Origin of the sequence: Streptomyces sp. NPDC096105 (assembly GCF_044763335.1) — a bacterium.
In the GTDB taxonomy this organism is placed as follows: domain Bacteria; phylum Actinomycetota; class Actinomycetes; order Streptomycetales; family Streptomycetaceae; genus Streptomyces.
Genome location: NZ_JBIWGC010000002.1, coordinates 141,052 through 167,780 on the forward strand (window position 1 = coordinate 141,052; position 26,729 = coordinate 167,780).

General features: G+C 71.7%; 22 protein-coding genes and 1 riboswitch. Of the genes, 11 read left to right on the plus strand and 11 right to left on the minus strand.

Annotation, left to right across the window (positions count from 1 at the left end; all coding sequences use genetic code 11):
* Nucleotides 1–11: 11 nt before the first annotated feature.
* The 5 genes from ACIQ8B_RS03420 to hisC all read right to left on the minus strand — a co-directional run bounded on the left by ACIQ8B_RS03420 (nt 12) and on the right by hisC (nt 8,937).
* Entirely contained in the window at nt 12–1,064 is a 1,053-nt protein-coding gene (locus ACIQ8B_RS03420) for a peptidoglycan DD-metalloendopeptidase family protein (RefSeq protein ID WP_403544939.1), read from the minus strand.
* Nucleotides 1,065–1,541: 477 nt separating this feature from the next.
* Entirely contained in the window at nt 1,542–5,051 is a 3,510-nt protein-coding gene (gene cydD, locus ACIQ8B_RS03425) for a thiol reductant ABC exporter subunit CydD (RefSeq protein WP_403544941.1), read from the minus strand.
* 12 nt (nt 5,052–5,063) lie between these two features.
* Entirely contained in the window at nt 5,064–6,068 is a 1,005-nt protein-coding gene (gene cydB / locus ACIQ8B_RS03430) for a cytochrome d ubiquinol oxidase subunit II (RefSeq protein ID WP_106413436.1), read from the minus strand.
* Between the two features lie 20 nt (nt 6,069–6,088).
* Nucleotides 6,089–7,594: a cytochrome ubiquinol oxidase subunit I gene (locus ACIQ8B_RS03435; protein ID WP_403544943.1), complete on the minus strand. Its 1,506-nt coding sequence runs from the start codon at nt 7,592–7,594 to the stop codon at nt 6,089–6,091.
* A gap of 263 nt (nt 7,595–7,857) precedes the next feature.
* Nucleotides 7,858–8,937: a histidinol-phosphate transaminase gene (gene hisC, locus ACIQ8B_RS03440; protein WP_290002168.1), complete on the minus strand. Its 1,080-nt coding sequence runs from the start codon at nt 8,935–8,937 to the stop codon at nt 7,858–7,860.
* 438 nt (nt 8,938–9,375) lie between these two features.
* On the opposite strand from hisC, the gene ACIQ8B_RS03445 reads away from it, so the two are divergent.
* The 3 genes from ACIQ8B_RS03445 (at nt 9,376) to ACIQ8B_RS03455 (ending at nt 13,267) form a co-directional block, all read left to right on the plus strand.
* Nucleotides 9,376–10,488 (plus strand): LacI family DNA-binding transcriptional regulator, encoded by a 1,113-nt coding sequence (locus ACIQ8B_RS03445; protein WP_290002169.1) that lies wholly within the window; start codon nt 9,376–9,378, stop codon nt 10,486–10,488.
* Nucleotides 10,489–11,122: 634 nt separating this feature from the next.
* Nucleotides 11,123–12,214 (plus strand): metallophosphoesterase, encoded by a 1,092-nt coding sequence (locus ACIQ8B_RS03450; RefSeq protein ID WP_403544946.1) that lies wholly within the window; start codon nt 11,123–11,125, stop codon nt 12,212–12,214.
* A gap of 183 nt (nt 12,215–12,397) precedes the next feature.
* Entirely contained in the window at nt 12,398–13,267 is an 870-nt protein-coding gene (locus ACIQ8B_RS03455) for a hypothetical protein (protein ID WP_403544948.1), read from the plus strand.
* 63 nt (nt 13,268–13,330) lie between these two features.
* Here the strand turns inward: ACIQ8B_RS03455 and ACIQ8B_RS03460 are convergent, their stop codons facing one another.
* Nucleotides 13,331–14,713 (minus strand): VWA domain-containing protein, encoded by a 1,383-nt coding sequence (locus tag ACIQ8B_RS03460; protein WP_403544950.1) that lies wholly within the window; start codon nt 14,711–14,713, stop codon nt 13,331–13,333.
* 179 nt (nt 14,714–14,892) lie between these two features.
* On the opposite strand from ACIQ8B_RS03460, the gene ACIQ8B_RS03465 reads away from it, so the two are divergent.
* Nucleotides 14,893–15,975, plus strand: coding sequence for a hypothetical protein (locus ACIQ8B_RS03465; RefSeq protein WP_403544952.1), 1,083 nt, complete (start codon nt 14,893–14,895; stop codon nt 15,973–15,975).
* Between the two features lie 122 nt (nt 15,976–16,097).
* On the opposite strand, the gene thiC is transcribed toward ACIQ8B_RS03465, so the two are convergent.
* Complete coding sequence (gene thiC, locus ACIQ8B_RS03470) at nt 16,098–17,894, minus strand: phosphomethylpyrimidine synthase ThiC (RefSeq protein WP_365416335.1); 1,797 nt, start codon at nt 17,892–17,894, stop codon at nt 16,098–16,100.
* Nucleotides 17,887–18,076: riboswitch (TPP riboswitch) on the minus strand. Its footprint overlaps the gene before it by 8 nt.
* A 72-nt stretch (nt 18,077–18,148) precedes the next feature.
* Here thiC and ACIQ8B_RS03475 point away from each other — a divergent pair.
* Nucleotides 18,149–19,681, plus strand: coding sequence for a YibE/F family protein (locus ACIQ8B_RS03475; protein WP_403544954.1), 1,533 nt, complete (start codon nt 18,149–18,151; stop codon nt 19,679–19,681).
* An 81-nt stretch (nt 19,682–19,762) separates the two neighbouring features.
* On the opposite strand, the gene ACIQ8B_RS03480 is transcribed toward ACIQ8B_RS03475, so the two are convergent.
* The 4 genes from ACIQ8B_RS03480 to ACIQ8B_RS03495 all read right to left on the minus strand — a co-directional run bounded on the left by ACIQ8B_RS03480 (nt 19,763) and on the right by ACIQ8B_RS03495 (nt 21,997).
* Nucleotides 19,763–20,197: an SsgA family sporulation/cell division regulator gene (locus ACIQ8B_RS03480; protein WP_106413425.1), complete on the minus strand. Its 435-nt coding sequence runs from the start codon at nt 20,195–20,197 to the stop codon at nt 19,763–19,765.
* 98 nt (nt 20,198–20,295) lie between these two features.
* Nucleotides 20,296–21,126 (minus strand): IclR family transcriptional regulator, encoded by an 831-nt coding sequence (locus ACIQ8B_RS03485; RefSeq protein WP_403544956.1) that lies wholly within the window; start codon nt 21,124–21,126, stop codon nt 20,296–20,298.
* Nucleotides 21,127–21,321: 195 nt separating this feature from the next.
* A complete protein-coding gene (locus ACIQ8B_RS03490; RefSeq protein WP_093549636.1) occupies nt 21,322–21,531 on the minus strand; it encodes a DUF5326 family protein in 210 nt (69 codons plus the stop codon).
* Nucleotides 21,532–21,679: 148 nt separating this feature from the next.
* Nucleotides 21,680–21,997 carry a cupin domain-containing protein gene (locus ACIQ8B_RS03495; protein WP_048457242.1) on the minus strand — a complete coding sequence of 106 codons (318 nt, stop codon included), beginning with the start codon at nt 21,995–21,997 and terminating at the stop codon, nt 21,680–21,682.
* A gap of 59 nt (nt 21,998–22,056) precedes the next feature.
* Between ACIQ8B_RS03495 and ACIQ8B_RS03500 the strand changes: the two genes are divergently transcribed.
* From ACIQ8B_RS03500 to ACIQ8B_RS03525, 6 genes are all read left to right on the plus strand, one after another.
* On the plus strand, nt 22,057–22,434 hold the full coding sequence (locus tag ACIQ8B_RS03500; RefSeq protein WP_290002274.1) for a phage holin family protein: 378 nt from the start codon (nt 22,057–22,059) through the stop codon (nt 22,432–22,434).
* Nucleotides 22,435–22,439: 5 nt separating this feature from the next.
* On the plus strand, nt 22,440–22,931 hold the full coding sequence (locus ACIQ8B_RS03505; protein WP_403544959.1) for a low molecular weight protein-tyrosine-phosphatase: 492 nt from the start codon (nt 22,440–22,442) through the stop codon (nt 22,929–22,931).
* The gene (locus ACIQ8B_RS03510) at nt 22,928–24,076 is read left to right on the plus strand and encodes a cystathionine gamma-lyase (protein WP_290002278.1); all 1,149 of its coding nucleotides are present in this window, start codon (nt 22,928–22,930) and stop codon (nt 24,074–24,076) included. Before ACIQ8B_RS03505 ends, ACIQ8B_RS03510 begins: the two co-directional genes overlap by 4 nt.
* Before the next feature lie 216 nt (nt 24,077–24,292).
* Nucleotides 24,293–25,198 (plus strand): LysR family transcriptional regulator, encoded by a 906-nt coding sequence (locus ACIQ8B_RS03515; RefSeq protein WP_403544961.1) that lies wholly within the window; start codon nt 24,293–24,295, stop codon nt 25,196–25,198.
* Nucleotides 25,199–25,288: 90 nt separating this feature from the next.
* On the plus strand, nt 25,289–25,771 hold the full coding sequence (locus ACIQ8B_RS03520; RefSeq protein ID WP_006134039.1) for an NUDIX domain-containing protein: 483 nt from the start codon (nt 25,289–25,291) through the stop codon (nt 25,769–25,771).
* 88 nt (nt 25,772–25,859) lie between these two features.
* A complete protein-coding gene (locus ACIQ8B_RS03525) occupies nt 25,860–26,723 on the plus strand; it encodes a GNAT family N-acetyltransferase (RefSeq protein ID WP_403544963.1) in 864 nt (287 codons plus the stop codon).
* Nucleotides 26,724–26,729: the final 6 nt, after the last annotated feature.

Sequence of the window (26,729 nt, forward strand, 5' to 3'; positions counted from 1 at the left end):
CACGGGTCCGGTCAGAGGGTCACCCCGCGCCGGGCCAGCCACGGCACCGGGTCCACCGACGACCCCGTCTCCGGCGTCACCCGCACCTCGAAGTGCAGATGCGGTCCCGTGGAGTTGCCGCTGGTCCCGGACTGGCCGATCCACTGGCCGGGGGACACCGGCTCCCCCTGGTCGACGGCGACGGCGGCCAGGTGCGCGTACTGGGTGTGGTAGCCGCCGGCGTGCTCGACCACGATCTCGATGCCGAACGCGCCGCCGCAGGACACCTTCACCACCTTGCCGCTGCCCACGGCCCGCACCGGCGTCCCGATCGGCACCGCGAAGTCCTGCCCGGTGTGCCGGTTCGCCCAGCGCGCGCCGCCGCTGCCGTAGGAGGCGGACAGCTCGTACGTCTCCACGGGAGCCACCCAGGAGGTGGTGTACCGCGCCGGCGGCTGGTCGAGCCGGACGGCGCCGCGGCAGGAGCCCGCCGTCACCGAGGCGTCCGCCTCGCCCTGGAGCTTCCAGCGCGCGGTCTCGAGCTTCTGCTCGATGTCCCGCCTCAGCGCGGCGAGTTCCTCGTTCCGCTTCTCCAGCTTCCTCCAGGCCTCCGCGGCCTTCGCCTCGTCCCGGGCGATCCGCGCCTCCGCCCGCTCGCTGCGGCCCAGCGCCTGGTCCAGCGTCACCTCGGCCTGCTGCACCACGCGCTGACCGCGCATCAGCTGCTCCGGGTCGTCCGCGAGGAGCATCTGCGCGGTGAGCGGCAGCCCGCCGCCGTCCCGGTACTGGGAGCTGGCGATCCGGCCCAGGTCCTCGCGGAGCCCTGCGGCCTCCTGCCGTTCGCGGTCGAGCCGCTCCTCCAGCCGCTGCGCCAGGTCCCGCTGCCTCTCGGCCTCCTCGCGTCCGGTCTCGTACCGTTCGGTGGCCTTCGCCGCCTCCTCGTAGAGCCGCGCCACCTCGGCGCTGACGGAGAAGGAGCCGTGGCCCGGGGCGTGGGACCCGTCACCGTCGGCGGGCCGGGCGGCGAGCACGGCGAGCGCGCAGAACAGCACGGTGACGAGCAGCGGGCGGCGGGTGAGACGCATGCCAGCGATCCTGACCGCGCACCGGGGCGGGAGGCGCGTTCAGGTCGTACAGATGGGGGAGGACACACCCCCGGACGGATGCTTCGGCCATCGTCCGGGAGCTCGGCGGCACTGACGAGGCGTCAACCTCCAGCCCCACCACCTCCGTCGAGATTCGAACTGGAGCCCAGACACTCCTCAGACCGTGTGTCTGATGCCCGCGTGTCTGCGGTGGTCCGAGTGGCCCGGTGATTCTTGTAGGACGCAAGCAACGGGCTGCGGACCGAGGGCTCGCGCATGTCCCGCACCCGCTCCGGCGCGTGGAGCGTGCGTAGTCCCACGCACGCGACGCACACACAGAGGAGGATCTGCCATGAACGTGCTGACCGAGCTGCTCGCCGGGGTCGTCCACCTCGTGGGCCGGCTCGTCCGACGTGCCGGAGGGGGCCGTCCCGGCACACCGTCGAGGCGGCCCCCTCTCGCGTGCGCGGGTGCCCGTCAGGACGCCGTCACCAGGGCTCCCGCCGCCTCCTCCCGCAGCGCCATGTCCCGCAACGGTCCGTCGACGGCGAGCAGTTCCGCGTACGGTCCGCGCTGCACCGCTCGGCCCGCGTCCAGCACGATCACCTCGTCCACCGCCTCCAGGCCGGCCAGCCGATGGGTGACGAGGACGGTCGTGCGGCCCTCGGTGGCGGCCAGCAGATCCGCTGTGAGCGCGTCCGCGGTCGGCAGGTCGAGGTGCTCGGCGGGCTCGTCCAGCACCAGCACGGGGAAGTCCGCCAGCAGCGCCCGGGCCAGCGCGAGCCGCTGCCGCTGACCACCGGACAGCCGCGCGCCGTGCTCACCGACGAGCGTGTCCAGCCCGTCCGGCAGTCCGTCCGCCCAGTCCAGCAGCCGGGCCCGGCCGAGCGCGTCGCGCAGGTCGGCCTCGGTCGCGTCCTTCCGGGCCAGCAGCAGGTTCTCCCGGATCGAGCTGTTGAACAGGTGCGCGTCCTGCGCGCACAGCCCGACCATGCGCCGTACGCCGTCCCCGTCCAGGGCGCGGGCGTCCACACCCGCGAGCGTGTAGGAACCGGCGCCGGGGTCCAGGAACCGCAGCAGCACCTGGGCGAGGGTGGTCTTGCCGGAGCCGGAGGGACCGACCACCGCGACGCGGCGGCCCCGCTCCAGGGTGAGATCCAGTCCGGCGAGCGCGTCCCGGTCCTGCCCGGGGTGGCGGGCCGTCAGCCCCTCGAGGACGAGCGGGAACGGCGAGAGCGGAGCCGGCCGGGGCGTCTCCGGCTCACGCACGGGCGCCGCGGCGTCCAGCACCTCGTACACGCGCTCCGCGCTGCGGCGCACCCGCTGCCGGTGTTGCACGGCGAGCGGCATGCCGAGGACCGCCTCAAACGCGGCCAGCGGGGTGAGGACCACCACGGCCAGGGCCACGCCGTCGAGCCGGCCGGAGGCCACGCCCTGCACACCGATGAGGGCGGCCGCCGTCACGGTCAGGCCGGAGATCAGCGCCGTGAGCCCGTCGCCGAGGCCGGTGGCGGCGGCGGACCGCGAGGCGATGCGGGTCAGGACGCCGTCGGCCCGCCGCGTCCCCTCCGACCGCGCGGGCAGCGCCCCGGCGACGGTCAGCTCGGCGGTGCCGGTCAGCAGGTCGGTCACCCGGGTGGCGAGGACGCCGCGGGCCGGCGCCAGCCTGCGCTCGGTGCGCCGCGCCACGGCGCCGGTGAGCAGCGGGACGCCCGCGCCCGCCGCCAGCAACCCGGCCGCGAGCACGGCGCCGGCCTCGGGCAGCAGCCACGCGGTGAAGCCGACGGACAGGGCGGACACGGCGACGGCGGCACCGGCGGGGAGCAGCCAGCGCAGCCAGTAGTCCTGGAGCGCGTCCACGTCGGAGACCAGCCGGGTCAGCAGGTCACCCCGGCGGGTGCCGCGCAGTCCGGCGGGTGCGAGCCGTTCCAGCCGCCGGTAGACCGCGACGCGGGTGTCGGCCAGCACGCGCAGCACGGCGTCGTGGGACACCAGCCGCTCGGCGTAGCGGAACACGGCCCGGCCGATGCCGAAGGCGCGCGTCGCGGTGACGGCCATCATCAGGTACAGCACCGGCGGCTGCTGCGAGGCGCGGGAGATGAGCCAGCCGGACGTCGCCATGAGGCCGACAGCGCTGCCCAGGGCGAGCGTGCCGAGGAGCAGCGCGAGCGTGATCCTCCCCCGCCGGGCGCCGGACAGGGCACGGACCCGGGCGAGCGCCCCGCCGGGAGCGGGCTCGGTGGGGGCGTCGGGGACCGTCTCCGGCTCGGAGTCCTCCTCGGGTACGGCGCCCGGTGCCACGGATGCGTCCGTCCGAGCGGCGGCGGCCGCCCCGCCCGCGACCCCGTCGTGAGCGGCGGGCGTCGTCAGCCGGACCACCCGGTCGGCGACGGCGAGCAGCGCCGGGCGGTGCACCACCAGGAGCACCGTCCGGCCCTCCGCCAGCCGCCGTACCGCCGCCACGACCTCGGCCTCCGTGGCGCCGTCGAGGGCTGCCGTCGGCTCGTCGAGCAGCAGCACGGGCCGGTCCGCGAGGAAGGCCCGGGCCAGCGCGAGCCGCTGCCGCTGCCCGGCCGAGAGGCCCGCCCCGTCCTCACCCAGCACCGTGTCGGCCCCCTCGGGCAGGGCGTCCACGAAGGCCAGCGCGCCCGCGTCCCGCAGCGCGCGCCGCACCGCCGCGTCGTCCGCGTCGGGACGGGCCAGCCGCACGTTCTCCGCGATCGTCCCGGCGTGGAGGTGCGGACGCTGCGGCACCCATGCGACGCGGCGGTGCCAGTCGGCGAGGTCGAGTCCGCCGAGGTCGGCGCCGCCGATGCTCACCCGGCCCGTGTCGGGGCGGACGAAGCCCAGCGCCACGTTGAGCAGGGTGGACTTGCCGGACCCGCTCGGCCCGACGAGCGCGACCGTCTCTCCGGGGGCGACGGTGAAGGACACGTCCGTCACCGCGTCCGTGGACCGGCCGGGGTAGCGGACCGTCACGTTCTCGAAGGCGACGGCGCCCTGCGGCACCGCGCCCTTCCCCGCCGCGGGCGCGGGCGTCTCGAGCACCGTGAAGATCTCCTCGGCCGCTCCGAGCCCTTCCGCGGCCGCGTGGTACTGCGTCCCGACCTGACGCAGCGGCAGATACGCCTCCGGGGCCAGGATCAGGATGAGCAGGCCCGTGTAGAGGTCCAGCTCGCCGTGGACCAGGCGCATGCCGATGGTCACGGCGACCAGTGCGACCGAGAGGGTGGCGAGGAGTTCCAGCGCGAAGGACGAGATGAAGGCGATCCGCAGCGTCCGCATGGTCGCCCGCCGGTACTCGGCGGTGATCCTGCGGATCGACTCGGCCTGGGCCTTGGCCCGGCCGAAGACCTTCAGCGTCGGCAGCCCGGCGACGACGTCCAGGAAGTGACCGGACAGCCGGGAGAGCAGCAGCCACTGGCGGTCCATCCGGTTCTGCGTGGCCCAGCCGATCAGCACCATGAAGACGGGGATGAGCGGCAGGGTGCCGACGATGATCGCCGCCGACACCCACTCCTCGGTGACGATCCGCGCCAGCACGGCGACCGGTACGACCACCGCGAGCCCCAGCTGGGGGAGGTACCGGGAGAAGTACCCGTCGAGGGCGTCGACGCCCCGGGTCGCCAGGGTGACCAGCGACCCGGTGCGCTGTCCGTCGAGCCACCCCGGCCCCAGTGCCGTCGCCCGGTCCAGCAACCGCCCCCGCAGCTCCGACTTCACGGCGGCGCTCGCCCGGTGCGCGGCCAGTTCGGTCAGCCAGCCGACCAGGCCGCGGCCGGCCGCCACCGCGACGAGCAGCAGCAGCGGCGTGCCCAGCTCACCGACGGACCGGCCGTCCTGGAAGGAGGAGACCACGATCTCGGCGATGAGCATGGCCTGGGCGACGACCAGCCCCGCGCCGACGGCCCCGAGGCCGACGACCGCTGCCAGGAAGCCCCGGGTGGCACGCGCGTACCGGATGAGGCGGGGGTCGATTGGTTTCACGTGAAACACACCTCAGTGCACGGGATCGGCGATGTGCTGGGTGCCGATCCGCTTGCGGAAGACCCAGTAGGTCCAGCCCTGGTAGAGCAGCACCAGCGGGGTGGCGATGACCGCGAGCCAGGTCATGATTTTCAGGGTGTACGGGGCGGACGAGGCGTTGGTGACGGTCAGGCTCCACTCGGGCTCCAGCGTGGAGGGCATGACGTTCGGGAACAGCGTCAGGAAGAGCATGGCCACCGCGGCCACGATCGTGACGCCGGACAGGGTGAACGACCATCCCTCGCGTCCCGCCTGGTTGGCCGCCAGGGCGGCGACCAGCGAGGCGACCGCCACACCGAACGCGACCAGGCTGGCGCCGTCACCGCGTTCGGCCTGCGTCCACAGCAGGAAGGCCGATGCCAGCACGGCGGTGACGAGCCCCACCTTCAGGGCCAGCTTCCGTGCCCGCTCCCGGATCTCCCCGACCGTCTTGAGGGCCGTGAACACCGTGCCGTGGAAGGTGAACAGGGTCAGCGTGACCAGACCGCCCAGCAGGGCGTACGGATTGAGCAGGTCCCAGACGGTGCCCACGTACTCGAAGTCGGCGTCGAGCTTGACCCCGCGCACGATGTTGCCGAAGGCGACGCCCCACAGGAACGCCGGGAGCAGCGAGGTCCAGAAGATCGCCGTCTCCCAGTTGCGCTGCCAGTTCTCCTCCGGCCGCTTGGCCCGGTACTCGAAGGCGACACCGCGGACGATCAGGCAGACCAGGATGGCCAGCAGCGGCAGGTAGAAGCCGGAGAAGAGGGTGGCGTACCACTCGGGGAAGGCGGCGAAGGTCGCTCCGCCGGCCGTGAGCAGCCAGACCTCGTTGCCGTCCCACACCGGCCCGATGGTGTTGATGAGCACCCGCTTCTCGGCCCGGTCGCGGGCCAGCAGCCGGGTCAGGACGCCGACCCCGAAGTCGAAGCCCTCGAGGAAGAAGTAGCCGGTCCACAGGACCGCGATCAGGACGAACCAGACGTCGTGCAGTTCCATGACAGTGCAGCTCCCTCGGCTTAGTACGAGAAGGCCATCGGCTTGTCGGCGTCACGGACGTCGCCGCCGAGCTTCGTGGGCGGGTTGAGGTCGGAGTCGCTCAGCTCGGGCGGCCCGGCCTTGACGTATTTGACGAGCAGCTTGACCTCGATGACGGCCAGCACGGCGTAGAGCAGGGTGAAGACGGTCATCGAGATGATGACCTCGGCCTGCGACACGCCGGGGGAGACCGCGTCCTCGGTGCGCATCACGCCGTAGACGACCCAGGGCTGACGGCCCATCTCGGTGAAGATCCAGCCCCAGGCGTTGGCGATCAGCGGGAAGGCCATGGTCCACACCGCGGCCAGCCAGTACAGCCGGGTCAGCCGGGAGCCGAGCGGCTGCTTCAGCAGCACCAGACGCGGCACCTCGTCCTCGCCGGTGCGGTACGCGGCCGGCAGCAGGAACTTCTTCCGGGTGAGCCACAGCCCGAGCAGACCCACCGAGAAGGAGGCCATGCCGAACCCGATCATCCAGCGGAAGCCCCAGTAGGCGACGGGCACGATGGGCTTGTAGTCGCCGGGTCCGAACTTCTCCTGCAGCGCCTCGTTGGTGTCGTTGATGCCGGGCACGTACGACTCGAAGTCGCTGTGGGCGAGGAAGGACAGCAGGCCGGGGATCTCCAGGGCGACCTTGTTGTGCCCCTCGTCGACGTCGCCGTAGGCGAAGACGGAGAAGGGCGCGGGTGCCTCGCCGTCCCAGAGGGCCTCGGCGGCGGCCATCTTCATCGGCTGCTGCTCGTACATGACCTTGCCGAGGGTGTCGCCGCTGACCGCGGTGAACAGTCCGCCGACCGCCAGGGTGACCAGCCCGAGCCGCAGCGAGGTGCGCATCACCGGGATGTGCTTCTTGCGCAGCAGGTGGAAGGCCGCGATGCCGACCATGAAGGCGCCGCCGGTGAGGAAGGCCGCCGAGAAGCTGTGGAAGACCTGGTTGAGCGTGGTGTTCTGGGTGAGCACCAGCCAGAAGTCGGTGAGCTCGGCACGGCCCTTCTCCTCGTTGATCCGGTAGCCGACCGGGTGCTGCATCCAGGAGTTGGCGGCGAGGATGAAGTACGCCGACAGCAGCGTGCCGATCGAGACCATCCAGATGCAGGCCAGGTGGATCCTCTTCGGCAGCCGGTCCCAGCCGAAGATCCACAGGCCGATGAAGGTGGACTCGAAGAAGAAGGCGATCAGCGCCTCGAAGGCGAGCGGCGCCCCGAAGACGTCACCGACGAACCGCGAGTAGTCGGACCAGTTCATGCCGAACTGGAACTCCTGCACGATGCCGGTGACGACGCCCATCGCGATGTTGATCAGGAAGAGCTTCCCCCAGAACTTCGTCGCTCTGAGGTACTTCTCCTTCTCCGTCCGCACCCAGGCGGTCTGCAGCCCGGCGACAAGGGCGGCGAGCGAGATCGTCAGGGGGACGAAGAGGAAGTGGTAGACGGTGGTGATTCCGAACTGCCATCGCGCCAGGGTCTCCGGCGCCAGAGCCAGATCCACGTCGTCGCTCCTTACTTCGCCGTGGTGCAGCAGCCGCGCTGAGCCCGCTCCGTCCCCGGTCATCTCGGGAGAAACGGGATGCGCTTGTGAACGCGTTCACATTCACAAGCAATTATGACGTACTGCTTTCACGACCCGGAAGGGGGGTCCGGTGTGATGTCAACCCCTTCGCCCGGCGTCCCTGGACGCGGGGACGAACCCGCCCCGGACACGACGAGGGGCGGCCGGCGGATCACCCGCCGGCCGCCCCTCGCACCCGCGGGTCAGCCCTGGGTACGGAACTCCTCGGCCACCTTCAGGAAGAGGTCGTTCGCCTCCGTCTCACCGACGGTGACCCGCACCCCCTCGCCCGGGAACGGCCGGACGACCACACCGGCCTGCTCGCACGCCTGCGCGAACGGCACGGTGCGCTCCCCCAGCCGCAGCCACACGAAGTTGGCCTGGGACTCGGGCACCGTCCAGCCCTGGGCGCGCAGCCCGTCCATCACCCGGTTCCGCTCGCACACCAGGGCGCCGACCCGGCCGATCAGCTCGTCCTCGGCCCGCAGCGAGGCGATCGCGGCCTCCTGGGCGATCTGGCTCACACCGAACGGCACCGCCGTCTTGCGCAGCGCCGCGGCCACCGGCTCGTGGGCGATGGCGAAACCGACGCGCAGCCCGGCGAGACCGTACGCCTTGGAGAAGGTGCGCAGCACGCAGACGTTGGGCCGCTCCCGGTAGACCTCCACGCCGTCCGGCACCTCGGGGTCGCGGATGAACTCGCGGTAGGCCTCGTCCAGCACCACCAGGACGTCCCCGGGCACCCGGTCGAGGAAGCGCTCCAGCTCGGCCCGGCGCACCACGGTGCCGGTCGGGTTGTTGGGGTTGCAGACGAAGATCAGCCGGGTCCGGTCGGTGATCGCGTCGGCCATCGCGTCCAGGTCGTGCACGTCGCCCTCGGTCAGCGGGACCTGCACGGACGTGGCGCCGCTGATCTGCGTGATGATCGGGTAGGCCTCGAAGGAGCGCCAGGCGTAGATCACCTCGTCGCCGGGGCCGGAGGTGGCCTGCAGCAGCTGCTGGGCGACGCCGACCGAGCCGGTGCCCGTGGCCAGGTGGGACGCCGGGACCCCGAAGCGCTCGGACAGCTCGGCCGTCAGGGCGGTGCAGGCCATGTCCGGGTAGCGGTTGAAGGAGGAGGCCGCGGCCGTCACGGTCTCCATCACACCCGGCAGCGGCGGGTAGGGGTTCTCGTTGGAGGACAGCTTGTACGCCACCGGCCCGTCGGCCGCGGCGGGCTTGCCCGGCTTGTAGGTGGGGATCCCCTCCAGCTCGGCGCGCAGCTTGGGGCTCGTCTCGCTCACCGCAGTCCTCCTCGCGAAGACCGGCGGTCCATGACCGCCGCCGACATCCAATACTCCTCACCTTATGAGGATTCGGCGTCGCTGCGTATAGGGACGACGACGGCTCCTGCCTTCCCGTCCGTCACATGGACAACACGGGCGACATCGCCCGTACGGGTGCGAAGGGCGTGCATGTCAGGGGCGCGCTGCACATATATCTATGCGCCGGTGGTTCGCGCCGTGGCGCGCATCACCCGTGCAGGTGAGTTGAGACCTCTTCGCAACATCACACCCTCGCCAGGCGCACATGCACGGACACGTCAGGGACTGGTATGGGAACGTTCAACACCCATGGTTTCGCAGGCGATTGACGCTAAATGATCATGCAAAAACGTGCCTGCCGATGCGTGCATATGCGTCCGCCCTACCCCACCGCATGAGCCCTACTATCGGCTCGCCATGACAGCAGCAGGGAAGCACCAGGTGAGCCGCGCGGAAACCTCACGCCGAGGCAGCCGGCCGGGTCGAGCGGGCATCAGGGACGTGGCCGCCGCCGCCGGAGTCTCCATCACGACCGTCTCCGACGCCCTCAACGGCAAGGGCCGGCTCCCGGACGCCACCCGGCGCCACGTCCGCGAGGTGGCCGACAGACTGGGGTACCGCCCCTCGGCCGCCGCCCGAACGCTCCGCACCGGGAAGTCCGGACTCATCGGCCTGACCGTGACGACGTACGGGGATGAACCTTTCACCTTCACCGAGTTCGCGTACTTCGCCGAGATGGCGCGGGCCGCGACCTCCGCCGCGCTCGCCCGCGGCTACGCCCTCGTCATCCTGCCCGCGACCTCCCGCCACGACGTGTGGTCCAACGTCGCCCTGGACGGCACGGTGGTCATCGACCCCTCCGACCAGGACCCGGTGGTCGGCGAACTGGTCCGCCAGGGCTTACCCGTCGTCTCCGACGGCCGCCCGGCCGGCTCCCTGCCGGTCACGGCCTGGGTCGACAACGACCACGAGGCCGCCGTGCTCGGCATCCTCGACCACCTCGCCGACGCCGGCGCCCGCCGCATCGGCCTGCTGACCGGCACCACCACCGACACGTACACCCACCTGTCGACCACCGCGTACCTGCACTGGTGCGAGCGGGTGGGACAGGACCCGGTGTACGAGGCGTACCCGGCGCACGACCCGTGCGCGGGCGCCGTCGCCGCCGACCGGCTGCTCGCCCGCCCGGACCGCCCCGACGCGGTCTACGGGCTCTTCGACCCCAACGGCACCGACCTGCTCGCCGCGGCCCGCCGCTACGGGCTGCGGGTGCCCGACGACCTGCTCCTCGTCTGCTGCAGCGAGTCCACGGTCTACGCCAGCACCGAGCCGCCCGTCACCACGCTCTCCCTGAAACCGCGCCGCATCGGCACGGCCGTGGTGCAGCTGCTGATCGACGCCATCGAGGGGGTCGACTCCGACCAGCCGGTCGAGCAGGTGATACCGACCGAGCTGATCGTGCGCACGTCCTCGCAGCGCCGGCCGCCCCGCACGACGGTCAGCCCGCCGAGGTCGCCGCAGGGGACGTGAGCACCCGGGGCACGAAGGGCCGGACGACCAGGGGGAACGTCCCGCTTCCGGAGGGGTGAAGCGAGGCGGGACCCGGCCCGCTCGGAGTTCCCGGGGAGGACACGGACCGGCCGTCCGGCGGGACGGTCCGGTCACCGGTGGTGGATGCGCGGGGACGCGCCGCGGGGACGACGAGGGGACGGCCGGGCGGCCGGAGGACAGGTCAGGGCACCGGGTTCCTGGAACGGGGAGCGGCACGACCGGCCACTGCCGGTTCCGGGTGGCCCGGGTACCGGACGCTCGACGACCGGCCGGTCACGGGGAACGGGGACACGGGGAACATGGGACAGGAATGGGGACGGCAGGGGCTGCCCGTCACCGGAATCCGGACCACCGGCCGGTCGCCGGGCGAAGCCCGGCCGGAGGTTCGTCAGGCGTTCGGGGGGCGTCCGGGGGACGACCGCGCGCCGGCGAGGGACGCGTTCCGGGCGGCCGGAGACCACCGCAAACGGGGCGAAAGCCGCAGCGAACCGGAGTCTTGTTCTGATTCACCACCCCTGGGTCATCACACGGCGCGATCCGCATTCCTATGATGGGCCCACGACACCGCGGGCCGCTGCGACCAGGCAGTCCGACGCGGTGCAGATGCGGCGCGATGGTGGAGGGGTCGATGACTCAGGGGGCCGGTCAGGGACCCGAGGCGGAACGGACGGCGACGTTGCGCGACTTCCGGGTGCCCGCGTACGTCCACGAGACCGGTCCGTACGTCCACAGCACGCACCCCGGTGACGTCGTCCCGCCGGCCGAGGAGGCGTACCCGGACGGGTACACGCCGACCCAGCGGGACCTCCCCGTCATCAACCGGGGTGACACGGTCCAGGTGACCGTCGACCCCGTGGCCGCGCCCGACCCGCAGCCCGCCACCGGCAAGGGCCCGCTGTACGTGGTCGGCGACGTCCACGGCTACCTGGACGAGCTGGTGGCCGCCCTCCAGGAACAGGGCCTCATCGACTCCGCGGGCAAGTGGTGCGCCGGCACCGCGCGCCTGTGGTTCCTCGGCGACTTCACCGACCGCGGCCCGGACGGCATCGGCGTCATCGACCTGGTGATGCGGCTGTCCGCCGAGGCAGCCGCGGCCGGCGGCTACTGCAAGGCGCTCATGGGCAACCACGAACTGCTGCTGCTCGGTGCCAAGCGGTTCGGCGACACGCCCGTCAACTCGGGCGCGGGCACCGCCACCTTCCAGGCGGCCTGGCTGCTCAACGGCGGCCAGAAGACCGACATGGACCGCCTCCAGGACCACCACCTGCAGTGGATGGCCCGCCTCGACGCCGTCGAGGAGGTCGACGGCCATCTCCTGCTGCACTCGGACACCACCGCCTACCTCGACTACGGCCGGTCGATCGAAGAGGTCAACGACACGATCCGCGAGACCCTCACCCGGAACGACGCCGACGAGGTCTGGGACCTGTTCCGCAAGTTCACCAAGCGGTTCTCCTTCCGCGACGAGGGCGGCGCCGACGCGGTGCGCTCCCTGCTCGATACGTACGGCGGCACCCGGGTCGTTCACGGACACAGCCCGATCCCGTATCTGCTGGGCGAGGTCGGCTCCGAGGACGGCGAGGACGACAACGGTCCCGCGGTGGCCGAACCGCACGTGTACGCCGACGGACTCGCCATCGCGATGGACGGCGGCGTGACGATGTCCGGGAAACTGCTGGTACGGCAGTTGCCGCTGTCCGACTGAGGCGCCCCCGGGCCGTGTTGCGGCGGCCCGCGACCGCATCCCGGGGACGGTAATTTCCGTAAACCCCCTGTCACCGCGCGCCGTCACCGCTCTACCATCGGCTTATCCGTAGCAGGCTCCCCTCCGTTTCTGCCCGACGGCTCGTCAGCATGCCGAGCCCCAAGCCCTACGGAGCATCGGGGGATGCACATGAACAGCGTTCCGCAGCACCTGCTGAGCGAGGACCGCCAGGACTACGAGCGGGTTCTCGATGAGGCGCTGCGCTCCGCACCGCACAGCCCGCAGCCGGCCGCTGTGGGACAGCGGCTCAACTCGGAGCAGCTGCGCACGATGGCGCTGAACGCCACCGCGCTCATCAGCGCGGCCGCGGCGACGGAGTACCAGCACTACGTGAAGGTCCGCGAGGAGGCCCGCCGGCCGCCCTCGGCCACCCCGGACGTGCGCGACTCCGGCAGCGGCGAGCCGGGGAGCACCGGCGCGGCGGGGTTCGCCGCGTCGATGGGCGAGATGGCCGAGGCCACCGGAGCGGGGGCGGCGGCCGTCGTCGCCGTCCTGGCGCCGGTCCTGGCCGGGACCGCCGCCGCGATATTCCTGCTCGTCGGTTTCGTCCTGCGGGCGCTCGACTCCGGCAACGACTTCGCCCGGACGATGCTCACCACCGGCTGGGTGTTCGGCGCGGTCACGGCCGTCGCCATCCTCGTCGCCGGAGCGGGGCTGCTGCTCACCGCGCTGCGCAACAAGCCCTCGGCGCTCGGCGGGACGGACCGGGAGCTCGACGAAGAGGTGGCCCGGGCCAGGGCGGCCTGGCATGAGGCGCTGCTGGAACGGGGCATCGTGCCGTTCCTGCGGGAGGCGCTTCAGGATCCGGCGGGATCCACGGCACCGCAGCGCACGGCGCCGCCCGCGCCGGCCAGCCGCATCCCGCACCTGGGGTACGGCCGGCCGGGCTTCTCCAGTCCCGAGGAGGGGGTGAACCGGGGGAGCCGGCCCAGCTACTCCAGCCCGGACTACTCGAGCCCCGCCTTCGGGGGTCCGGAACACCAGCCGGAGTAGCGTCACGGCCGCGCGGGGGACGCACGCCGGGGCTCCGGCGTACGTCCCGGGGGGGGCGGGGCGTCAGAGGATGCCCGCCCCGCGCGCCGCCCTGACCCACTGCGGGAACTCGGACAGCAGCCGGTCGTACAGCTCCGCGTCCGGGACCGTGCTGATGTCGTCGACGGAGAAGAAGCCGACGTTGTCGACGCGTCGCCCGGTCAGCGTGTCGAACCGCTCCAGCACGCCGTAGTCGGCGTGCCCCAGCCCCACGAACTGCCAGAACACGGGCTCCTCGACCGCCTCACGCAGCTGCGCCTCGATCTCGGCGTTGCGGTAGACCCCGCCGTCGGAGAAGAACAGCACGAGCGTGGGGCCGGACGTCGGGTGCGCGCGCACGTACGCGCGCACCTCCGCGATGACTTTCTGCTCCTCGTTCTGGATGCCGACATCGCGCATGTCGACCTGGCTCGGATCGAGGCCCTTCTTGCGCTTGCGCCGGAACAGGGCGATCTCCCCCACCCGGACGTGCAGCCGCAGCCACTCGGGAAGCTCGCCGAGCCGCAGGTCCGGCAGCCGGGCCGGGTGGGTGGCGAACGTCCAGGCCTGCATCTCCCCGTCGTCGTCCAGCTGGGCGGCGACCGCGGCCATCCGCTCGACGACGTCGGCGACGACGCCCTTGGAGTACAGGAAGGACATGGACCCGGAGGCGTCCAGCACGAGGATCACCCTCGCGGTGATCTCGGTGGCCCCGTGCTTGCGCAGGCTGACCGCGACCTGCTCCTTGCGCAGGGACAGCCGCTTGCGCATGTCGACGGGCAGCCGCTCCTCACCCTTGGTGAGGCGGGTGGCGCCGGACGGGGGCGGTGCGGAGGGAGCGGGGGCGACGGGCGGGGGCGGCGGAGGCGCGACTGCGGCTGCGGGCGCCTGGCCGGGGTCGTCGACGGTGATACCGAAGTCCGTGGCGAGTCCGGCAAGGCCGGAGTCGTACCCCTGCCCGACCGCGCGGAACCTCCACGTACCCTGCCTCCGGTACAGCTCACCGCCGATGAAGGCGGTCTCGGAGCCCGCCGCCATGTCGAAGCGGGCGAGTTCGGTGCCCGAGCCGGCGTCCACGAGCCGGAGCGTCAACCCGGGCGCCTGGCCGAAGGTGCCGCCGTCGGCCGACGCCCCGAGCACGATCCGCTCGATCGCCGGCTCCACGGAGCGCAGGTCCACCTCGACGGTGTCGGCGGCGGCCCCGTCGGCCCGCCGCTTGCCCAGGTGCCGCACGGCCCCGGAGGCGTGGCGGGGCTGGTTGTAGAAGACGAAGTCCGCGTCGTCGCGCACCCGCCCGGCCGCGGTGAGCAGCAGGGCCGACGCGTCGAGGTCGGGCACACCGGGCCCCGCCGCCCAGGCGAGCTCGGCCCGCACCACGGGAGCCTCGACGGAAAGATTGGACCCCTTGCTCATCGCCCTCGCTGCCATGGCCCCAGTCTGCCCACCCCCGCCAAAAACCACGAGGTGACCCACGGCGTATCCCGCCACCTGGCACGGCTGGGACCGGAAGTCGCCGGCCTCCACCCATACCGTCGGGTCACCGCACGACGTCCTAGGATGCGTCAGTCCTCCGGTGATCGCCGGTCTCATGTGCGGCAAGGAAGCCCATGCGCCTGTCCAGCCATCTCAGGAAAACCTCCATGGGTGCGGTGGCCCTGCTTCTCCTTGCCGGGTGCGCGGGGGAGCAGAGCGCGGGCGGGGCGGCGGAACGAACTCGGGAGAGGCCTGCCTCCTGGACCGACCTGCCGGTGCGGACCGGTGCGCACGACGTCGTCCACATGGACGCCGACGATCGGTCGTACGAGGCCCGGATCACGGTCAAAAGCCTGGTCCGGGGCTCCGAGGAGGACATGCGCGGGGCCCGCGTGGACGAGGAACTGGAAGACAGAGTCCCCCACTACCTCACCTTCGAGGTCACCAACACCAGCCCGAGAACGATGACTGACACCTACAAGGTGGACAGCAATCTCGTCCTCATCGGCACCGACTGGGAGCACGGGGAGGAGGTCCTCATCAGCGGCGGCAGGCCGGGAGGAGCCGGCCTGCCGTGCGCGAACCTCCCGCCGGAGACGCCGGCCTCCGGCGCCTCCTACGAGGTCTGCGTGACCTATGCACTGCCCGAGGGCGTCGGAGTGCTGTCCCTCTTGCACTACACCGGCGGCTACTTCGACGAGACCGGCGCAGTCGCGGTCTGGCCCGTCGAGGGCGGCGTGGAGACAGTGTCCGCCGGTCTGGCGGACCCGGGGGACGTCATCCCCGTCCGGCACGACGCCGGCGAGGACGGCATCCTCGAGCTGCCCGCCACCCTGGTGTCCGTACGCCGCGGCAGCATGGCCGACCTCAAGGGCCCGGATCTCGGTCTGACCGAGGAGGAGCGTCGCGGCGTGCCGTACTACGTTTCGGTCACCTACACCAACACCGGGCCGACAGACCTCTACAACAACCAGTCCGATCACGTCCGCCTCCTCATGGAAAGCGGTCGGCAGATACCAGGGAAAAGCCCCTACTTCGTGGACCCGGAGGTCCCCGATTGCCCGTCCGACTGGATTCTTGCGACAGTCCCGACGAGCGCCAGCGTGACGCAGTGCAGCATTCACGTGGTGACGGGTGAGGGCGACAAGCCGATCGCGGTGGGTTTCGACGAGGCGGACCGGCCAGGTCTGGTCGCCTGGAGAGCCGATCTGCTCTGAGGTCACCTGCCCGGTGGCCCACGCCCGCGGCCCCAGCCTCGGTTACGTGGGAACCCTGACACGCCGCTGGACCGGAGGCGGTGCCGACGCCCACGGGGCCGTCGGCACCGCCTCCCCCTGCGTCAGTCGGCCATCGGCAGATACACGCGGTTGCCCGCTGCCGCGAACTCGCGGGACTTCTGGGCCATGCCCTCCTCGATCTCGGCGCGGCTGCCGCCGTGCTCGCGGCGGATGTCCTGGGAGATCTTCATGGAGCAGAACTTCGGGCCGCACATGGAGCAGAAGTGGGCCGTCTTCGCCGGCTCCGCCGGGAGGGTCTCGTCGTGGAACTCACGGGCCGTGTCCGGGTCGAGGGCCAGGTTGAACTGGTCCTCCCACCGGAACTCGAAGCGCGCGTCGGAGAGCGCGTCGTCCCACTCCTGGGCGCCCGGGTGGCCCTTGGCGAGGTCGGCGGCATGAGCCGCGATCTTGTACGTGATGACGCCGGTCTTCACGTCGTCCCGGTTGGGCAGGCCCAGGTGCTCCTTGGGCGTGACATAGCAGAGCATGGCCGTGCCCCACCAGGCGATCATCGCGGCGCCGATGCCCGAGGTGATGTGGTCGTACGCGGGCGCGACGTCCGTCGTGAGCGGACCGAGCGTGTAGAACGGCGCCTCCTCGCAGATCTCCTGCTGGAGGTCGATGTTCTCCTTGATCTTGTGCATCGGGACGTGCCCCGGCCCCTCGATCATGGTCTGTACGTTGTGCCGCTTGGCGATCCTGTTGAGCTCGCCCAACGTCCGCAGCTCCGCGAACTGCGCCTCGTCGTTGGCGTCCGCGATGGACCCGGGCCGCAGGCCGTCACCGAGCGAGTACGTGACGTCGTACGCGGCGAGGATCTCGCACAGCTCCTCGAAGTGCTCGTACAGGAACGACTCCTTGTGGTGCGCCAGGCACCACGCCGCCATGATCGAACCGCCGCGCGAGACGATGCCGGTCTTGCGGTTCGCGGTGAGCGGCACGTACGCGAGGCGGACACCCGCGTGGACCGTCATGTAGTCCACGCCCTGCTCGGCCTGCTCGATGACCGTGTCCTTGTAGATCTCCCAGGTCAGTTCCTCGGCCTTGCCGTCGACCTTCTCCAGCGCCTGGTAGAGCGGCACCGTGCCGATGGGGACGGGGGAGTTGCGCAGCACCCACTCGCGGGTGGTGTGGATGTTGCGGCCGGTGGAGAGGTCCATGACCGTGTCGGCGCCCCAGCGGGTCGCCCAGGTCATCTTCTCCACCTCCTCCTCGATGGAGGACGTGACCGCCGAGTTGCCGATGTTGGCGTTGACCTTCACCAGGAACCGCTTGCCGATGATCATCGGCTCGGTCTCCGGGTGGTTGACGTTGGCGGGCAGCACCGCGCGGCCTGCCGCGATCTCCTCGCGGACGACCTCGGGGGAGACGTTCTCCCGGACCGCCACGAACTCCATCTCGGGCGTGATCTCGCCCCGGCGCGCGTACGCGAGCTGGGTGACGGCCCGGCCGTCACGGCCCCGGCGGGGCTGACGCGGCCGGCCGGGGAAGACCGCGTCGAGATTGCGCAGGCCCCCACGCGGCGAGGTGTGCTTGATCCCGTCGTCCTCGGGTCGGACGGGACGGCCCGCGTACTCCTCCGTGTCGCCGCGGGCGACGATCCAGTTCTCGCGCAGCGGGGCCAGTCCCCGGCGGACGTCGGTGTCGACGAGCGGGTCGGTGTACGGGCCTGACGTGTCGTACAGAGTGACCGACTTCCCGTTGGTGAGGTGCACCTGACGGACCGGCACGCGCAGGTCGGGGCGGCTGCCCTCGACGTACGCCTTGTGCCAGCCGATGGACTTCCCGGCCTCCGTGGCCTCCGACGTCTCCGTCGGGTTCTGCGCGGAGGCAGGCGTGCGTGCGTCCTTGTTGGTCATGAGACCTACTCCCTACGCCGGCATTACCCGGTAACAGGTTCGGCGGTCGACGCAGCGGTTTCCGTCTGTCGACGCTCCGTGTGAAACATCACTCGAGGTCGGTGATGTTTCACGTGGAACATCGCTGGGACGGAGGTCAGCGCCCTCTCAGCCCGGTGCTCCGAGCTCCCGCGTGTACAAAACGTGCCTCCACGCTAGCGGCACTTCTGGCGCGGTGACCAGAGGGCCCCCTTCCTTCTTGCGATGATCGGTCGGTGACCTCGAACTCTCCGCCTCCGTACCCGCCGTCCGAGCCACCGCACGGTGCCGACGCCCAGCCCGGGCACGGTCCTGGGCAGCGGCACGAGCACGGCCCCGGGCAGGGGCGCACGGGCTCGCACGAGCACACCGGCTCCCACCGGCGCTTGAACGCCCCGGTGACGCCGGGTGATCCGGTGCCGACGGGCGGGGCCCACCACGGGCACGCTCCCGGACACAGCCACAGCCACGGCCCGGCCACCCCCGTCTCCCGCCACCTGCGCAAGGTCATCGCCGCGGTCCTCATCCCCTTCGCCGCCGCGGTCCTCGTCGGCCTTGCCGTCCTGTGGCCGGGCGGCGCCCCCGCCCACGAGCGCACCGGCGTCGGTTTCGACCGCCAGACGCAGCAGGCCACCGTCACCGAGGTGGTGGCGATGGACTGCGCCTCCGCGAACCCCTCCGCCGGCGTCCCGACCGGTGACACCTCCACCGCCGAGGGATCCTCCGCCCAGCGACAGGCGAACGGCACCTGCAAGAAGGCGACGATCCGGGTCGACACCGGCAAGGACAAGGGCCGGACGTTCACCGAGATCGTGCAGCCGGACCAGTCCCGGCAGCTGAGCGAGGGCCAGGGCGTCGTCGTCGCCTACGAGCCCTCCGCACCGGAGGACCTGCAGTACTCGGTCGCCGACGTGAACCGCCGCTTCCCCCTGGCGCTGCTCGCCGGTGTCTTCGCTCTCGCCGTGGTGGCCGTGGGCCGGCTGCGGGGCGTCATGGCTCTGGTCGCGCTGACGGTCAGCTTCCTGGTGCTCACCTTCTTCATCCTGCCGGCGATCCTGCAGGGCTCGAACCCGCTGGTCGTGGCGGTGGTGGGAGCGAGCCTGATCATGCTGCTCGCCCTGTACCTCTGTCACGGGCTGTCGGCCCGCACCTCGGTGGCGGTGCTCGGCACCCTGGTCTCGCTGCTGCTGATCGGCATCCTGGGGTCCGTGTTCATCGGCTGGTCGGCCCTCACCGGCAATACGGACGACAACACCGGCCTGATCCACGGTCTCTATCCGGACATCGACATGAGCGGCCTGCTGCTCGCGGGCATCATCATCGGCTCACTCGGTGTCCTCGACGACGTGACCGTCACCCAGACGTCCGCGGTGTGGGAACTGCACGAGGCCAACCCGTCGATGGGACGCCGCGCGCTGTACCGCGCGGGCATCCGCATCGGCCGCGACCACATCGCGTCCGTCGTCAACACCCTGGTACTCGCCTACGCGGGCGCCGCGCTGCCGCTGCTGCTGCTGTTCTCGGTCGCGCAGAGCGGCGTGGGGACGGTCGCCAACAGCGAGCTGGTCGCGGAGGAGATCGTGCGCACGCTGATCGGCTCGATCGGCCTGGTCGCCTCCGTGCCGGTCACCACGGCCCTGGCCGCGCTGGTCGTCTCGGCCGACCGCCCGGCGGACCGGGCCCCGGTGTCCGGGCAGACGGCGGGACACGCGCCGGAGCCCCGGCCGGCCATGGTGCGGGGCGGACGGGGCCGACGCCGCAAGCGCTGACGTCCCCCGTCGCGGGTCGGGCGCCGGGCCGGGGGCGCGCTGAAGCGTTACGCCACCGGCCCACCCGGTCGGCCCAACGCCTCAGCCGGCGCTCTGCTCCGCGAGGATGCGGTCCAGCGCGTCGTCGAGATGGGCGTCGAAGTCGGCGAGCGCCCCTTCCTGCCCCAGCGGCACCAGCTTGTCGGTGCGGTCGAGGAAGGCCACGAGCGGGGCGGCCGACGAGCGGAACAGCGCCTGGTCGCTGCCGACCTGCAGCCGGATCAGCACCTCGCCCAGGGTGTCGGGGTCGACCGGCGCGACCCGCACATCGCCCTCGCCGCAGGGCCTGCCCACGCCGTCGACCAGCAGCTCCCGGCCGAACGCCCACGTCACCGGGGCGTCTCCGGGCAAATGGAAGGTCAGCCGCACCGCGTAGGGATCACAGGTGTCATAACGCAGCTCCACCGGAATGCGGAAGGAAAGCTCCTCCGACACGAGAAAGCTCATCATGACCTCTGCCTGTACGGATTCGCGCATCGCCTACCCCGTCATTCGCCGCGGACTGGCCGGGCATGGACCCTGACACCAGAGGGAATCTTGCTGAACGTACACAGCAGATCACAAGGAGTGAGTTTTCAGATACTGATAGACAGTGCGAGCGACCCCGGCAGACGGCGCGTCTCCGCCTGCAGCCGCTGGACCACCGGGAGGAGCCGTTCGGCCTGGTGCACGGGCAGCGAGACCGCCACGGACGCCGCTGTCGCGCCGACCGTGAGAGGGATCGCGGCGCACACCGTCCCCAGCGCGTACTCCTGACGTTCGGTCACCATGTCGCTGCCCCGGGCGCGTTCGAGGCGGCGGAGCAGGCTGTGGGCGTCGCGCACCGTGTACGGGGTGACCGGCCGCACCGGATAGCGGTCGAGATGGTCGCGCCGGGCCGCCTCGTCGAGCTGCGCGAGGAGGCACTGGCCCAGGGCGTGGGCGTGAGCGGTCTCGCGGAAGTCGGCCCACTCCTCGACAGCCGGGGCGGCCGGGGTGTCGGCGACGCCGACCAGACCGATCTCGCCGTCGTGGTACACCGCGTAGTAGACGGGGGCGCCCACCGCGTCCCGCCAGCGGGCGAGGGTGTCGGTCACCGTGCTGCGACGTTTCTGCCGCGCTCCGCTGCTGCTCAGCCGCTCGACGGCCTCCCCGAGGAAGAACAGCCCGCGGTCGCGCCGCAGATACCCCTCGTGCACCAGGGTGCGCAGCAGGTGGTAGGCCGTGGGAAGCGCCAGCCCGGTCTCCCGGGCCAGCTGTTTGGCCGGGGCGCCGTGCTCGTGACCGGCGACGGTCTCCAGCAGGCGCATGGCGCGCTGGACCGAGCCGATGAGGGTCGCACCGGCGGGAGAGGCGGGCGGTGCCGGCGAACGGGGCTGCGGGGGGACCGCGGTCCGAGAGGCGGGGGCGGTGCCAGTCGTGGCCAAGGGTCACTCCCGTAACGCGAGGGGGCAGCCCGTGCGGGGAACACGGGTGGTGGAGTCGCCGCTCGCGGGGACCGGCCCCGCGTCGAGTTCCGGACTCTAACCGGCCGTCACCGCTCTCAGGAGATCCTGGGCGGAAACTTCCCCCACCCGAGGGAACCGGCGCTTCCTGTTACCGTCCCGCCGGTTCCCGTCGGCTCACCAGTCGCGCGACGAGGAGCTCGCCGTGAACTTCCGCACGACATAGATCAGTCCGCCGACCAGGGCGACGAAGACCAGCGCCTTGAAGAGCAGGCCGACGACGAAGCCGACCACGCTCGCTATCAGACCGCCGAACACCACCAGGGCGATGACCGGCACCGCGATCCACTTCACCCACCACGGCAGTCCCGTGAAGATCTCTCGCATGGCCTCGTCCTTACCTCTCCGCCCGCTGCCCGCCGGGTCGTGTCGATGATGTCCTGCACTCGATGCTAGGGCGGCCGGAGGTCCGGCGGGGGCCCTGGATCCCTTGTCCTCCCCTGACCCGTCCCCTAGGGAACCCCGAGACCGGGCCTCAGCTCTCCGGGGGAGAGAACACCACCAGGACCCGCAGGTCCTCGCTGATGTGGTGGAACTTGTGCGGTACCCCGGCCGGTACGTAGACGACACTGCCGCGTGCCACTTCCGTGGTCTCCGTGCCGACGGTGATCGAGGCGCGGCCGCTGACCACGAAGTACACCTCGTCCTGGCCGTGCGGCTGCTGCGGGTCCTGGGCGCCGGCGTCCAGGGCGTAGAGGCCGACCGACATGTTCCGTTCCCGCAGGAATTGCAGGTACGCCCCGTCGTTCGCGGCACGTTCCGCTTCCAGTTCGTCCAGCCGGAATGCCTTCACTGGTCCCGCCCCTGTTCTCTCACTGCCCGATCACGATGCTGTCTGCAACGATCAGACACATGAAGAATTTCCTAGTCAAGACGATCGCCAACGCGGGAGCCCTCGCGGTCGCGGTCTGGCTCCTCGACAAGATCACCCTGACCGGGGACGACACCGGCAAGGAGATCGGCACCCTGCTCCTGGTGGCGCTGATCTTCGGCGTGGTGAACGTCCTGGTCAAGCCGGTGGTCAACCTGCTGAGCCTGCCACTGCTCATCCTGACCCTGGGCCTGTTCACCCTGGTGGTGAACGCCCTGATGCTGCTGCTCACCTCCTGGCTCGCCGGCCAGCTCGACCTGAGCTTCCACGTGGAGGGCTTCTGGACGGCCGTCCTGGGCGGCCTGATCATCTCCGTGGTCTCCTGGGCCCTGAACGTCGTCCTGCCCGACGGGGACTGACCAGGATGACCTACCGCGTCTGCTTCGTCTGCACCGGCAACATCTGCCGTTCCCCGATGGCCGAGTTCGTCTTCCGCGCGCGCGTGGCCGAGGCCGGGCTGGAGGACCTGGTCGAGATCGACAGCGCCGGCACCGACGGCTGGCACGAGGGCGAGGGCGCGGATCCCCGCGCCGCCGCCGTGCTGCGGGGGAACGGCTACGACGCCGAGCACACGGCCCGGCGGTTCGACCCCTCCTGGTTCGACCGTCTCGATCTGGTCGTCGCGCTGGACGCCGGTCATCTCAGGGCGCTGCGCCGCCTCGCCCCCACGGAGCGGGACGCGGAGAAGGTGCGGCTGCTGCGGTCGTACGACCCGGCCGCCGGTGACGACCTCGACGTGCCCGATCCCTACTACGGGGGTCCTGAGGGTTTTGACGTGTGTCTTGAGATGGTGGAGGCGGCGAGCCAAGGGCTGCTCGCCGCGGTGCGCGAGCAGGTGGAAGGACGGACGGCATGAGCGACGCGACAAGGGGCACGGGCGGGCCGGGCGACGGCACCCGTGCGGTGCGGGCCGGGCTGCCCGAGCCGGTGAAGCACGAGCCGACCCTGCCCGGGCCGGTGTTCGCCGCCCACTTCCATCTGCCGGGCGACCCGACCGGCCCGTACACCTACGGCCGGGACGAGAACCCGACGTGGACCCTGCTGGAGCGGGCCATCGGCGAACTGGAGGCTCCGGGGCGGGACGGCGTCGAGACACTGGTGTTCGCCTCCGGCATGGCCGCCATCTCCGCGGTGCTGTTCTCCCAGCTCCGCGCGGGGGACGCGGTCGTCCTCCCGGACGACGGCTACCAGGCGCTGCCACTGGCGCGCGCCCAGCTGGAGGCGTACGGCATCGAGGTGCGCACCGCGCCGACCGGCGGCGACGCTCAGCTGGAGGTGCTGGACGGCGCGAAGCTGCTGTGGATCGAGACGCCCTCCAACCCCGGTCTGGACGTGTGTGACGTGCGGCGGCTCGCCGAAGCGGCCCACGCGCGGGGGGCCCTGGTCGCCGTCGACAACACCCTGGCGACGCCGCTGGGCCAGCGCCCGCTGGAGCTCGGCGCGGACTTCGCGGTGGCCAGCGGCACCAAGCAGCTGACCGGACACGGCGACGTGCTCCTCGGGTACGTCACCGGCCGGGACGCCGGGGCGATGGCCGCCGTGCGGCGTTGGCGCAAGATCGTCGGCGCCATTCCGGGGCCCATGGAGGCGTGGCTCGCCCACCGGTCGATCGCCACGCTGCAGCTGCGCGTGGAGCGGCAGAGCGCCACCGCGCTGCGGCTCGCCGAGGCGCTGCGGGAGCGGCCGGAGGTCACGGGCCTGCGCTATCCGGGGCTGCCCGACGACCCGTCCCACAGGATCGCGTCGCTGCAGATGCGGCGCTACGGGTGCGTGGTGTCCTTCACACTGCCGTCCCGCGAGCGGGCGGACCGTTTCCTGGACGCCCTGCGGCTCGTGGACGACGCGACGAGCTTCGGCGGCGTGCGGTCCACGGCCGAGCGGCGCGGACGCTGGGGCGGGGACGCGGTGCCGGAGGGCTTCGTCCGCTTCTCCGTGGGCGCCGAGGACCCGGAGGACCTGATCGCGGACGTGCTGCGGGCGCTGGACGCAACGGCAGGCTGACCTGCGGACATCTGGCGGAAGGCACCACTGCGGACGGTCCGAGCCTCCCCCCTCGTGGCTCGGACCGTCCTCGGTTCTGCGCGCGAAGAACCGCTCGACTTAGGCTAGTTGACTCACTGTCAGTGTCCAATCACTGGAGCGACAGCGGCCTATCGACATATTTATAGTTGGGCCCGTCCGGACTGCGGCGGGGCCGATGAGGAAGGGGTGCGTGCCGTGGATCTGGCCTTGCTGCGGACCTTCGTGACCGTGCACCGGGCCGGCTCCTTCACGCGCGCGGCGGCCCTGCTGGGCCTCTCACAGCCGGCCGTCACCTCGCAGATCAGAACGCTGGAGCGGCAGGTCGGGCGGCCCCTGTTCCTGCGGCAGGCGCGCGGGGTGACGCCGACGACGATCGGCGACGAACTCGCCCACAAGGCGGCGCCGCACCTGGACGCCCTGGTGGAGATAGCCGAGTCCGGGCTGGAGCAGGACTCCTCGTTACGCACCCTGCACCTCGCCGGGCCTCCCGAGTTCACCGCCGAGCGGGCGCTGCCCGCGCTCACGGAGCTGACCGGCGAGGACGGCCAGGGCTTCGCGCTGCGGGCCTCCTTCGGCACCGTGGACGAGGTCCTCGAAGGACTCGCCGCCGGCCACCACGACCTGGCCATCAGCACCATCCGGCCGCGCGGTGCGCTGCTCTCGGCCACCGCGCTCTGCGACGAGGAGCACGTCCTGGTCGCCGCGCCCGGCTGGGCCGAGCGGATCGGCACCGGGACGCTCCGCCGGGCCGGGCCGAGCGCCCTCGAGCGGGTCCCGGTCGTGGAGGTGCACGAGTCGCTCCCCTTCGTCGCCCGTTACTGGGCCTCCGTGTTCGACTCCCGTCCGGTCTGTCCGGGCACGGTGATCGTCCCGGACCTGCGGGCCGTGCTGGCGTGCGCCACGGCCGGGGCGGGTCTCGCGGTGCTGCCGCGCTATCTGTGCGCGGGCGCGCTGACGCGCGGCGAGGTCGTGACCCTGCACGAACCCGCGGTGCCTCCGCTGCGCACCTACTTCCTGGCCGTCCGCACGGGCACACTGGCGATGCCGCACATCGCACGGGCCCACGAGTGGCTGGAGCGGGCGGCCGCCGACTGGTGCTGACACAGTCGTCGCCGCCCCGGCGTCCGGCAGCCCCGGAGCAGGGGCGCCCGGTGATGTTTCACGTGGAACCAGCCGGGCCACATTTCCCCCATGACCGTCCGACCCGTGGTCAAGCGCACCGCCCGAGCCGTTCTCCTCGACGGCGATCATCTGATTCTGATCAAGCGCACCAAACCCGGCGTGGACCCCTACTGGGTCACTCCCGGCGGCGGGGTCGAGCCGGAGGACCCGACCGTCGTCCACGCCCTGCACCGCGAGGTGTACGAGGAGCTCGGCGCCAAGATCACTGACGTGGTGCCGTGCTTCGTGGACACCGTGGAGCACATCGGTGAGGACGAGGGCTCCACCGGCGTGAAGGTGCAGCACTTCTTCGTCTGCCGTCTGGAGTCCATGGATCCGTCCCTGCGGCACGGCCCGGAGGTCGAGGAACCCGCCGGCGAGTACGAGATCGTGCGGGTGCCCTTCACCCGGGTCGGTATCGCCTCCGTCCACCTCGTACCGCTGTCCCTGCGGCACTACCTGGACGGCAACATCGAGGGCGTGCGTGCGCTGCACGCCTCCGACCTGGGCTGATCCCCACCTGGACGGGATGGCCAAAAGCACGTGCGCATCTGCGGAAACAGGTGGACGCCGAAGGCTCCGGTCGGACAGCCTGACCTGCGTGCCGACACCTTCTCTCGACTCCCTGCCCATCCGCCGTCTGACGCTCCGCGATCTCACCGCCTGCGCCGACCTGTCCGAGGACCGGGGGTGGCCCCGGGAGGAGCACAAGTGGGGACTCCTGCTCGCGGCCGGACGCGGCCACGGCGTCGATGCCCCCGACGGCGGTCTGGCGGCCGCCTGCGTCGTCACCGAGTACGGCTCCCGGGAACAGCCCTCCCTCGCGGCCGTGGGCATGGTGCTCGTCGCGGAGCGCCACTCCCGACAGGGCCTCGGACGCCGGCTGATGCGCCACGTCGTCGAGGAGGCGGGCACCACTCCCCTCACCCTGCACGCCACACCCCTCGGCCGGCCTCTCTACGAGGAGCTCGGTTTCAAGGTCACCGGTCAGGCCGAGATGGTGCGCGGCCACTTCGTCCCGTCCGGCCGGCCGGACGTCCTGACCCGCACGGCCACCGCCGACGACCTTCCGGCGATCCTGCGGCTCGACGAGGAGGTGTTCGGCACGGACCGGACGCACATCGTCACCCGCCTGCCCGCCTTCGCGGACCAGTTGCGGGTGGCCGAAGAGGACGGAAGGATCATCGGCTACGCCGCCGCCTGGCCCAACATGAACACCCATGTCGTGGGCCCGCTGATCGCCCGGGACACCGCGACCGCCCAGGCACTCATCGCCTCGCTGGCCGCCCACACCAACCGCCCCCTGCGCACCGACATCGACGTACGGCACCGCGAGCTGCTCGACTGGGTGAAGGAGCGCGGCCTCGCGCCAGTCGCGTTCAACGCCGTCATGGCGCACGGGATCACGGAACTGCCGGGGGACTGGAGCCGGCGGTTCGCCCCGGTGACGGTGGCGGCCGCCTGACGGTAC